8 protein-coding genes are annotated in these 9,639 nt (G+C 71.0%); 1 reads left to right on the forward strand and 7 read right to left on the reverse strand.

The window, feature by feature from the left end; all coding sequences use genetic code 11:
• Positions 1-87: 87 nt before the first annotated feature.
• The 5 genes from ADL03_RS07815 to ADL03_RS07835 form a co-directional block, all read right to left on the reverse strand.
• Positions 88-927: a hypothetical protein gene (locus tag ADL03_RS07815; RefSeq protein WP_053732667.1), complete on the reverse strand. Its 840-nt coding sequence runs from the start codon at positions 925-927 to the stop codon at positions 88-90.
• The gene (locus ADL03_RS07820; protein ID WP_053732668.1) at positions 924-3,422 is read right to left on the reverse strand and encodes an Hsp70 family protein; all 2,499 of its coding nucleotides are present in this window, start codon (positions 3,420-3,422) and stop codon (positions 924-926) included. The genes ADL03_RS07815 and ADL03_RS07820 overlap by 4 nt, the downstream gene beginning before the upstream one ends.
• Positions 3,415-3,885, reverse strand: a complete 471-nt coding sequence (locus ADL03_RS07825; RefSeq protein ID WP_053732669.1) for a hypothetical protein — start codon at positions 3,883-3,885, stop codon at positions 3,415-3,417. Before ADL03_RS07825 ends, ADL03_RS07820 begins: the two co-directional genes overlap by 8 nt.
• Positions 3,885-5,354 carry a hypothetical protein gene (locus ADL03_RS07830; RefSeq protein ID WP_053732670.1) on the reverse strand — a complete coding sequence of 490 codons (1,470 nt, stop codon included), beginning with the start codon at positions 5,352-5,354 and terminating at the stop codon, positions 3,885-3,887. The genes ADL03_RS07825 and ADL03_RS07830 overlap by 1 nt, the downstream gene beginning before the upstream one ends.
• Before the next feature lie 112 nt (positions 5,355-5,466).
• On the reverse strand, positions 5,467-6,744 hold the full coding sequence (locus tag ADL03_RS07835) for a hypothetical protein (protein WP_157528311.1): 1,278 nt from the start codon (positions 6,742-6,744) through the stop codon (positions 5,467-5,469).
• A gap of 306 nt (positions 6,745-7,050) precedes the next feature.
• Here ADL03_RS07835 and ADL03_RS07840 point away from each other — a divergent pair, with 306 nt between their 5' ends.
• Entirely contained in the window at positions 7,051-7,611 is a 561-nt protein-coding gene (locus tag ADL03_RS07840) for an EF-hand domain-containing protein (protein WP_053732672.1), read from the forward strand.
• Positions 7,612-7,817: 206 nt separating this feature from the next.
• Here ADL03_RS07840 and ADL03_RS07845 read toward each other — a convergent pair whose 3' ends face one another.
• The gene (locus ADL03_RS07845) at positions 7,818-9,155 is read right to left on the reverse strand and encodes a hypothetical protein (protein ID WP_053732673.1); all 1,338 of its coding nucleotides are present in this window, start codon (positions 9,153-9,155) and stop codon (positions 7,818-7,820) included.
• Between the two features lie 194 nt (positions 9,156-9,349).
• Positions 9,350-9,639 (reverse strand): hypothetical protein (locus tag ADL03_RS49455; RefSeq protein ID WP_053732674.1); only part of this gene is annotated, 290 nt, incomplete at its 5' end.

The raw sequence follows: 9,639 nt of genomic DNA on the forward strand, positions 1-9,639 counted from the left end.
ACTGCCCAGCGAGGTCGCGCACGGTGCGGCGCCTCGTAGCGGCGGACCGGCCGGCTTCTGGCGTGAACTGTCGTGCGCCGGCACGGGTCAGCCCGGCGTCACCACGAGGGTGACGGTGCGGTTCAGCGACGGGTCGGCGCCCACGTGCGGAGCCTCCGCCTGATCGGCCGAGCGCACGACGAACGCGGTCGCCGGCAGGTCACCCGCGCTCGTGAGCACCTCGACCGCGGCCGCCGCCCGTTCGACGGCGGTCGCCGAACCACCCGTGGCGGGGCTACCGGGCACGACGACCCCGTGGCCGTAGACGGTCACGCGCACGTTCCTGCCGCGCAACAACCGGCCCCACTGCTCCAGCTGCCGCCGTCCTTCGCGGCCGAGCTCGGTGCTGTCAGGCGGGAACATCCCGTGCCGGAACACGACGCGGACTCCGTCGGCGTGCGGTTGCAGGACGACGTCGGGGTTGGTCAGCTCGGCCACCAGGGCAGGGCGGGGATCCGGGGCGGTGGGGGTCTGCGCCACCGGCTGCGTGGTCACCCGCGCCGGTAGGGCGGCGACCGGCGGTTCTTCGTGTCGCGGCAAGGAGATCAGCGCGGCCAGTGCCGCGGCGGTCACGACTGCCGCGGCACCGGCGACAACCGCCACCGGCAGTGGACGGGCGCGTCGGCTGCCCTCGGTGATCTCGGTGATCAGCCTGGTTCCGGCCAGCGCGGACGGGTGCGCGGGATCGTCCGCCAGCACCCGGCTCCACGTCGCGTGGGCAGCGGCCAGGTCACCGCGTTGCGCGTGCACCCTGGCCAGCAGGTCCAGGGTGTCGTGCTCCTGACCCAGTTCTTCCAGGAGCCGGACGGCTCCGGCGTGGTTCCCGGACCGTGCCAGCTCTGCGGCGCGGGCGCGGTCGAATGCGCGCACGCGGGTGTCGATGGTCATCGGCGCCGTCCGTTGAGGCTGCGGACGCCACCCGGCATGCGCTCCGATGAGCCGGTGGGCCAGAGCGTGGCCAGTTCCTGGTTGACCGCGGAGAGCGCGCGCCAGTTCTGCTCGGCGATCGCGACGTTGCCCTCCGCGATCAGGGCACGGCCGCGCACCGGCTGGGAGAGCCCGGACAGGTTCTCGCGGAAGTGCTGGAAGAGGCTGATGTCGAATGTCTCGTCGCGCTTCATCACGCTGGTCGAGAGGTGGGCGGCGCGGCCGATCAGCTCCTCGGCGGCGTCGCGCTGAGGGTTGCGGCGCAGGTCGGTGGCCCGGCGTTCGATGTCGGCCAGCTCCAGGAGGTCGTCGGCCGCGCCCTTGCGGTCGAGCAGCTCCTTGCAGTGCTCGATCGAGTCGTCGAGCTCGTCGAGGAGGACGTGGAGCTCCTGCTCGTCCTCCACCTCGTCGAGGACGGCCTGGACGTCGCGCAGGCGTTGGTCTGCGGCGGCGGCGCTGCCGGGATCGGTGGCGGCGGCACGCACCTCGTCACGGGCGAGGCTGAGGAGCTGCTCGTTCTCGAGCCGGTCGAGCTTGCGCCGTGCCAGGGCGGACGCTCCGGAACTCTCCCCCAGCCGGGCGAGCCGGCCGTTCACCTCACGCAGTTCCCGTTCCAGGTCGGCCACGTCGGGCGGCTGCACGTGAGACAGGTCGATCTCGGCCTCGAACTGCTCGTCGACCAGCGGCACGTCGGCGACGACGGTGACCCGGCGCGAGTCGTCGACCTCGATGGTGATCTCGACCTCGCTGCCGCTGGGCAGGTCGACGCGGACGTCCTTCGGCCTGATCTCGATCAGGCCGACGCGCAGGTTGCGACCGGCTCGCGCGCGCTCGCCCTCCACGATCGGGATGCGGATGACCGCGTCGGAGTCGGTGCGGTGCAGGGCGATCGTCGTGTAGAAGGTGCTGCCCGCGACGGCCGGGAGCCGGGCGCCCTTGTGCAGGACCGGCGCGAACGTGCCGTCCGCTTCGGACAGTCCGATCGAGTTGGTGAGCACCTGGCCGCCGAGCTCGTTCGTCACGTGGGTGATCGACGCCGTGGCCGGGGTGACCTTGCGCGGGACGCCGTCACCGTCGACGAGCAGCACCTTGAAGGCGGACGTCGCCCGTTCGTCGATCTGCACCTCGGTGACGAACGTGCCCTGCCCGTCCAGGCTGACCTGCGGAGTGCGGAACGGCGGCGTACCGCCCCCGTTGTCGAGCACGACGTGGAAACGGCTCCAGTCCTGCCGGCAGGTGCTCTCGAACCGGCCCTGCACGGGCACCGTGCGCAGGCTGGTGGTGCGCGGGTACCGGAGGTCGGCGGTGAACTCGCCGGCGGCAGGACGTGCCCTCGGACGGTCCAGCGGCACGGTGCTCGCGAACACCGCCGCACCTCGCGCGACCACCGTGGACGGGTCCTGGCTGTGGTCGAGCTCGATCCCCAGGCCCACACCGGGATCCGCGAGTCGTTCACGCAACCCTGGTGCCAGCGTGGGACCGCCGACGAGCAGCAGCCGGTCGACGTCGGCACTGCCCAGTCCCGCCTTGGCCAGCGCCTCCCGGCAGAGGTTGATCGCCCGCAGGTAGTACGGTTCGGCGACGCGGTCGGCGTCGTCGCGCCGCAGGGTGCACTCGAAGGTCTCCACGTGGCCGCCCCCGGTGTCGAGGTCGACGAGCACCTGGGCGGTCTCCGAGTGCGACAGCTCGATCTTGGCCTCTTCGGCGGCGGCCTTGAGCATGATGAAGTTCCGCTGCCACAACGGGTTGTCCCGGCGCAGGTCACGCAGGCCCAGCGAGGACTCGGCAGCGGGAACGAGCAGGCGTTCCACGATCGCCCAGTCGATCAGCTTGCCTCCCAGGTGCGGATCGCCGGCGTGGTCGAGCACCCGCAGCTCGCCGTCGTGCGTGCTGACCACAGCCGAGTCGAACGTGCCGCCCCCGAAGTCGAACACCATCCAGCACGCGTCGGTGCTCTCGTTCTGGAACCCGAACCCGAACGCGAACGCGGCCGCGGTCGGTTCCTGCACCAGGGGGCAGTTGCCGAACCCGGCGAGCTCGGCGGCCTCGCTCGTCGCGTTGTTCTGGTGCAACCGGAACGCGGCGGGCACGGTGATCACCGCGGCCTGCGGTGCCTCGCCGAACCTCCTGGCCGCGTCCGCGCGCAACGACTTCAGGACCTCGGCGGAGAGCTGCTGGGGCGTCAGCGCGACGCCGGCTTTCCGGAACATCCGGATCGCGCCGTCGAGGCCCATCTCCTGCTTGAACTCGCCGTGCGCGTTGCCGACATCGTCGCCGATCTTGCCGCGGGCGCGGTGGCCGACCTGGAGCACGCCCGCCTTGGGAATCCACACGGCGGACGGGGTGTAGTCCCAGCCCTCGTTGTTCTTGACCACGGACACCGCTCCGTCGCGCACGACGGCCATCGCGCTGTTCGTGGTGCCCAGGTCGATGCCGAAGTCGATGGTGTCACGCATCTGGTTCCCCCTTGGTGTCGCCGGGACAGCCGACGATGACCTGCCCCATCTGAATGCGCTTGCCCGCCAGGTAGACGGTCGGGCGCACGGTTTCCCGCACGACCTCCCGGCTCAGTTCCGGGTCCGGCTGCGTCAGCAGCACCTCCAGCGACAGGCCGGGGTGGAAGTCGGTGCCGTCGTGGTCCTGGATCGTCAACCCGGCCTCGTCGAGCGCCCGCTGCGTCGCCTGCAGGTAGCGCCCCACGCGTTTGGCCTCCCGCCCGTCCTCCTCGGCCAGGCGGCCCAGCCGGCGCCGGGCACGCCAGAGGTTCGTCGCCGCCTCCGCGAGGTCCTTGTCGTCCAGCGGCGGTCCGGTGTCCGTTGTGGACTGCTCGACCAACGCGCTGAGCGAGAACGGATCCGGCCACCGCGGAGCGGCGATCCGGAACTGCCGGTGGTACCTGCGCTGTCCCCGCCCGATCATCACAACTCCTTCCCGGCCACCGCCACCGCGTGGGCGAACGGCGACGCCAGCACGAAGACCCCGCCACTCCACAGGAACGGCTCCAGGGCCTCCGGCGGCAGGTTCTCGACCACGTTCCAGCCGAGGGCGAACCCGGCGAAGCCGATCACGGCCGACGCGGTTCCTCCGATCAGCGACCGGTACCAGCCCGCGCCGATGACGGTGAACGGCATCCAGGAGAGCGCCGCCGTCGCGATCGCTGCCACCCACGTCGGCCAGCCCAACAACCCGCTGACGCAGACCACCACCGCCGCGACGAACAGAGCGCACAACATCAGGTTCGACGGCCACAGGGCAGGGCGAAGCGCGGAAGTCGTCAGCTGGTGCAGCATCGCCTCGACCTCGGCCAGCTCCAAGGGGCTCAGCTGTTTCTGCCGCAGGAGCCGCAGCCTGCGCAGCGCCTCGGCCCTGTTGCCCGCGCGCAGCTGCTCGACCACGTCCGCTTCCCAGCTGGAGGCCGACCGGCTCGCCATGTTGCGCTCGATCGTGTCCCGGTCGCGGTCCTCGACCGCGAACCCGAGCGCCTGTCGCAGCAACGCACGTGACCGGCGCTGGTCGATCTTGCCCAGCGCGAGCGCGCAGTTGTTCAGCACCACGGCGGTCCGGTTGCGCTGCCGGGCCGACCACCGGTGCTGCGCGTGCGGTGCCAGCGACTCGAGCAGGTTCGCCAGCGCCGGCAGCCCCTCCGCCTTCGTGGCCGCGGCGGGCCCGGAACCGCTGTCCAGCAACGCGACCACCTCGTTGATCAGTGCGTCGATGCGGCCGGAGGTCGGCTCGGCGGCCATCCGGTGCCCGTCATCGATGAGCGACCGGGGCACGTCCCAGCTGCTGAGCAGGCGCGCCAGCTCCGGCCGGGCCGGCGCGAGTGCGACCTGCGGCGCGAGCAACGCCCTGGGCAACGCCTCACGCAGGCTCCCGACGGTGGACTCGTCCATCCTGCGATCGGCCAGTGCCCCGATCCGATGCCGCACGTGGTCCCAGAACCGCGGATGGTCCAAGGCGTCCATCCACCCGTCCGCCGCGTCGACCCACAGATCGTCGTCCGTCACCGTGTCGAGTGCTTTCGCGTGCGCCTCCACCGCGCTGTCGTGCAGCTCGTGCACCTCTCGCGGACATCCGCACCCGTCAGGATCGCCCCACCACCAGAACAACTCGTCCACCAGCCGTTGCTCGGGCCGCTCCACCGCGTCGAACGCCTGCCGGACGTCCTGTGTGGACGGTGGTTGCGGCAGCGGAAGCCTGCGATCGCCGGGAACCGCGCCGAGGTCGAACGCACCGAGCAGGAGGTGTCGTTGCGCACGCACCCTGGCGGGCTTGGCATCGGTCGCCAGTCCGATGACGCGGAACGGGTTGCGTCGGTAGAGGTCCGGCCCTGCGATCTCACGCAGCCTCGCCTCGGCTGCGCGGCCCCTGTCCTGGCTGATCGGCATGCTCTGAAGTTAGGGCCGCGTCTCCCGGGTTTCCGCGCTCTGGCCGGTTGCTGCCAGCGCACCATCGCGCGGTTCGCCTGCACGATCCCGGCCAGGCGCAGCGGAGAGGTTCCTACTCGGTGCTGATGTCGAGCACTCCCGTCGTGCCCTCCACGTCGGACAGCACGAACACGGTGCCGCGCCCGTCCGCGGTACCGATCTTCCCCGTACCGCCCTGGCTGATCGACATCCGGCTGAAGGAGGTGGCGAGCATCAGTCTGCCGCCGCGGATCGATGTCGTGACCGTCAGGTCGCCCACGGTGATGTCGGTCCTGCCGGTGATCAGCACCTGGCAGGCTCCGGCTTTGCAGGCGGCGAGATCAGTACCGTTGCGCGCGGCCAGGGGCTGCTTCGGTTCCGCCGCTCCGTCGCGCGGGGAGCACGACGGCGCGAGCTCGTGGGACGCGGCGAGCGCGGGGCCGTGCCCCACGGCGGCGGCCAGCCCCTCGGCCTTCGGCTTGACCGCGGCGGCAGCGGCCTTGGCCAGCGCGACCTGGTCCGGCAAGCCGGCGAGCTGCTCGGGGTCGGCAAGGCCGCGGTGGTCCTTCGGCAGCTTCCCCGCCTCTTCCCGCAGCGCGGTCAGCAGCGTGTCGCGGAAGGTGTCCGCCTCCTTGACACCGGTCGACGTCAGCTCGGCGATCTTCGCGGCACCACCGCTGATCGCCGAGCTCGTCGTCCTGAGGTAGTCCTCCAGTTCGTACGAGGCGAACCGGGGATCGTCGTCCACGATGTCGGCGGTGTCGGTGCTCAGCCCGGTGATCGAGGTGACGGTGGCGCACATCCGGTCCGCCCACGTCACGAGTTCCCGCGTCGGCGCGGGGTCCGGCAACTTCACGGTGCGAACGGGTTCGCAGGCGGGCGTCAGGTTGTACGAGGTGAGCAGCTCGGGCGTGTTCTCGGCGACACCGGTGAGCTGCCGCCGCACCGGACCGAGGCCGGAGACCAGCTCCGCGACCTGCTTCTTCTTCGCCTGTGCGTCGGCTTCCGGCAAGGTCATCAGTGAGTTGTCATCCGCGGCCGGCAGCTGTGGCCGGACACCTTCAAGCGCCTTGACCAGCCCGGCGACGTGCTCGTCCGCCGCAGCGATCTTCGACGGCTTCACCCTCTTGAGCGCCTTCGTCGCGTCGTCGACGCTGCTGACCACCGACCGCACGTACGAGGAGGGACTGGAGTCCGCCGGTTTCACGACGTCTTCCAGCGCCTTCTCGTGCGAGCACACCACGGTCGCCCACTCGACCAGCTGCCGGGTGGGCGGAGGCGGCGGTGGTGCGGCCGGGGCCGAGTCCGGTCCGGCCGCCGAACACCCGGCCGCCACGAGAGCAACGGTCACTGCCGAGATGAGTTCACGCATGCGGGCCAGTTTCGGCGCCGACCACCGGAACCGGACGCCACTGGCAGCTTCCGGCCTTCTCCAGCCGTGGAAAGGAAGTCGGCCGGTGCAGCGGGGCAGCAACAGGGCGGCCAGTGCAGCGGCGTGAACGGCGGCACTTCGCCCAGGTCGGATCGGTGGGTCTGGCCACCGATCCCTTCGGTTCGCTCACCCTCCGCTTCCACCCGGCGGTGTGGTGACCCAACCCGATCGGAGCTACGCAACCGCGCCCGGCCCTCCGATGTTGTGAGCAGGCCCAGGTACCCACCACACCGTCCGGAGGAAGCAGTGCCTCTCACCGACCTGCTCAAAGCCAAGATCAACCACGGCTTCGCCCAGCTGGACGTGGACGGCGACGGCCTGTTGACCGAGCAGGACCACGTCCTGATGGGCCGCCGCACCGCCAAAGCCCTGGGCCACGCCTCCGGCTCGGCAGAGGAGCAGCGCATCATCGACGCCTACGTGGACATCTGGCGCGACCTGCACGCACCCCACCTCCCCGACGGCAGCCAGGCCATCAGCCGCGAGCAGTTCCTCACCTCCACCGGCAGCCTCGCCGACGACCCGCAGGCCGCCTCCGCCACCGTGGGAGCGCTCGCCAAGGCCTTCCTGGCGATCGCCGACACCGACGCGGACGGCAACGTCAGCCCGGCCGAGTTCCGGACCTTCCAGCAAGGGCACTTCCCGGACCTGACCGAGGAGGAGTCAGCGGAGGCGTTCGACCACCTCGACCTCGACAGCGACGGGTTGCTGACGGCGGAGGAGTTCGTCCGGGCGTGCGTGGACTACTGGACGAGCACGGACCCCGACTCGCCCGGGAACTGGTGGGCAGGCCGGGCCCTGGCCTGAGGACCCACCCCGGTCCAGCGCGTGCGGTCGACGCCCGCACGACTTCGCCGAGCGCACGAACGACACGATCGAGAACGCGCACCGCTGGTGGCCCCAGGGTGCGATGTCTCGAATGCATCCCTGCAGTACCGATCCCCTGCCGTGCAGGTAGGGGGCGCCGACAAGGCGATCCGCCAGACGCGCCGACCATCGTGTTGAACCTGCCCTCACCCGGCCTCGACTGACCGCTCACCGAGCGCGTCGGCGGTCTCCTCCAGAACGGCGATGATCTCGTCAAGGTCCAGCCGCACCACGCCTTCGCGGTCGCCGACGCCGTCGATCCGCGAGTGCAGCCGGTACCGGAGCGTGCCGTCGGGCTGCAGGTCCGCGCTGAGGTCGTCGGTGGTGGGACCCCAGTCCGCGAAGTCCGGCGACCTCCCCCTTCGGTAGCGGGCGGCGTCCGTGCGCAGCGAGTGCGCGAACTGCGGCACATACGCCGTGTTGTCGAACGGCGTGGCGATTCTGCCGTCCAGCCACAACGTGCAGGTGCGCAGCCGGGGCGAGTCCGGGTCGGCCGATCCGACCTCGAACGCGATGCGCGTGCGGTCACCGATCAGCAGATCCGTTGCGCACCAACGAGAAACGTCAATGTCGAAGTCGAGCGCCGCAGCCACGGCAGCCAATGTGGCCGCGGTCGCGTCCTCGTCGAGCGCGACCGACTCGGGCAGATCGGCGAAGCCCAGCTGTTCGAGCGCAGGGCGCAGGTTCTGGTAACTGGCCGGGCGGTCGGGATGGGTGGTGTGCACGCCGATGTTGCGCAGCGCGTGCACGTGTGACCGGTCCGGGCCGGGCAGCCGGGTGCCGTCCAGGTACGCCCGCGCGACTCGGTGGTGCGGCACGAGGTAGTCGGCGGCACCCAGTTCGATGGCGAAGCTCGCCTTGTCCCCGTGGACCCTGGCGGCCCGCTTGGCGAACGCGCCCAGCAGGCCGTCGGCCACGGCACGCCACCCGGCCGGATCCTCGCCGGTGACCTGGGCGAACCTCTTATGCTGGGCGATGTCCGCCTTCCACCCGGCCAGCCCGAGCAGGCCGTTCGCACTGTGCTGGCGCACCAACGACTCCTCGTCGAGCACTCCGCGGTGCAACGCCGCCAGCGACCGCGGGGTCATCGGCAGCCGGGGCAGCGCCAGGGCCGCGTCGATCCGGTCTCCCCAATGCCCGACCCCTTCGAGCACCGCGGCCACCTCGGACGTGTACTCGTCGTCGCCGGTCAACTCGCACAGCACCTGCGCGGTCCGCACGCGGAACACGCCGTCCGCGGACGGAAGAGCGGACCGCAGCAACGCGGCCGCGTCCGACGGCGCACGGCCGGAGCGTGCCAGAGCACCCAGCGACTCAACCGCGACGTGGTCGTGTTCGCCGACACCGGCACGCAGCATCCGTTCCGCCCGCTCCGGTCCACGCTCGTGCTCGGCGACCAGCACGCCGACGTCGGCACCGTCGTGCCACACCAGGTACGGATCTCCGAACACCTCACGGCGGAACTCCTGCCACGCATCGCTCACCCGCGTGAGGTTAGGTCAGCACCACAGGAGACGCTTCTACTACTGCAACGGCACGTGCCCCGTGGTAGATCATGTTGTGCGTGGTGGTCGATGTTCCAGCCGGCCAGCGCAGCGATTCCGGTTCGCCGTCGAGGATCCGAAGTCCCCGACTCCGCTCCCCCGGCTTCTTGCGCGCTCCGGCCTGAGGTGGGGTTTCAAGGGTTCCCGCAAGGTTGCCGCAGGGTCTGCCGGGCACCGTCGTCGGCACAACATTCGCTCGCAGAGGACAAGAGGGGGTAACCATGATCCGTTGGCTTCGCCAGGTGGTCCACGTGCAGGTCGTAGTAGCCCTGCGTGGTCAGGAACTGCACCGGGAAGGAGCCCCGCACCGCGGTCCCCTGGGTGGTCGTCAGCCACGTGGGCGCGACGGTGAACGAGGCCTGGGTGGTCCGCGTCCCGTCCGGGCCGGTGATGTGCGCGTCGAGTGTCGCTGTGCTGTCGGCGT

Origin of the sequence: Nocardia sp. NRRL S-836 (genome assembly GCF_001279525.1) — a bacterium.
Classification (GTDB): Bacteria; Actinomycetota; Actinomycetes; order Mycobacteriales; family Pseudonocardiaceae; genus Lentzea.

What these genes read in the sequence shown, in the direction of transcription:
- ADL03_RS07830 (WP_053732670.1), bottom strand. Translation starts at nt 5,354, where the DNA reads ATGCCGATCAGCCAGGACAGGGGCCGCGCAGCCGAGGCGAGGCTGCGT.
- ADL03_RS07815 (WP_053732667.1), bottom strand. Translation starts at nt 927, where the DNA reads ATGACCATCGACACCCGCGTGCGCGCATTCGACCGCGCCCGCGCCGCA.
- ADL03_RS07825 (WP_053732669.1), bottom strand. Translation starts at nt 3,885, where the DNA reads ATGATCGGGCGGGGACAGCGCAGGTACCACCGGCAGTTCCGGATCGCC.
- ADL03_RS07820 (WP_053732668.1), bottom strand. Translation starts at nt 3,422, where the DNA reads ATGCGTGACACCATCGACTTCGGCATCGACCTGGGCACCACGAACAGC.
- ADL03_RS07835 (WP_157528311.1), bottom strand. Translation starts at nt 6,744, where the DNA reads ATGCGTGAACTCATCTCGGCAGTGACCGTTGCTCTCGTGGCGGCCGGG.